The sequence below is a fragment of the Bacillus sp. SIMBA_031 genome (assembly GCF_046535225.1).
Lineage (GTDB): Bacteria > Bacillota > Bacilli > Bacillales > Bacillaceae > Bacillus > Bacillus velezensis.
Window position 1 is genome coordinate 1 of the sequence record NZ_JAWRXC010000571.1, and the last position, 246, is coordinate 246.

The 246-nt window shown below is 36.2% G+C and carries 1 protein-coding gene; it reads right to left on the reverse strand.

All coding sequences use genetic code 11. The features are described from left to right. Positions 1–246 (reverse strand): hypothetical protein (locus SB724_RS21405; protein ID WP_410573041.1); only part of this gene is annotated, 246 nt, incomplete at both ends.

The window sequence follows — 246 nt, forward strand, 5'->3', positions numbered from 1 at the left end:
CATGTGCCTGATTGGATAATAATTATCACTATATTCAATTGCTTTTGAGTATATAAGCTGCATCAAGCGTGATGGAATGGCGTAGAATTGCTCGCTTTCTAACTTAGTTGGGCAACCTAATTGACGGCCTAATTCTGTAATTGATGTTGTCAAAGGTAATGATAGTTTTATGGGGATTTGGTTTCTTACAGCCTGAATCCAATTTAATGCAACAATGAGTTTAGAAATATATGGCCCACTCATTTG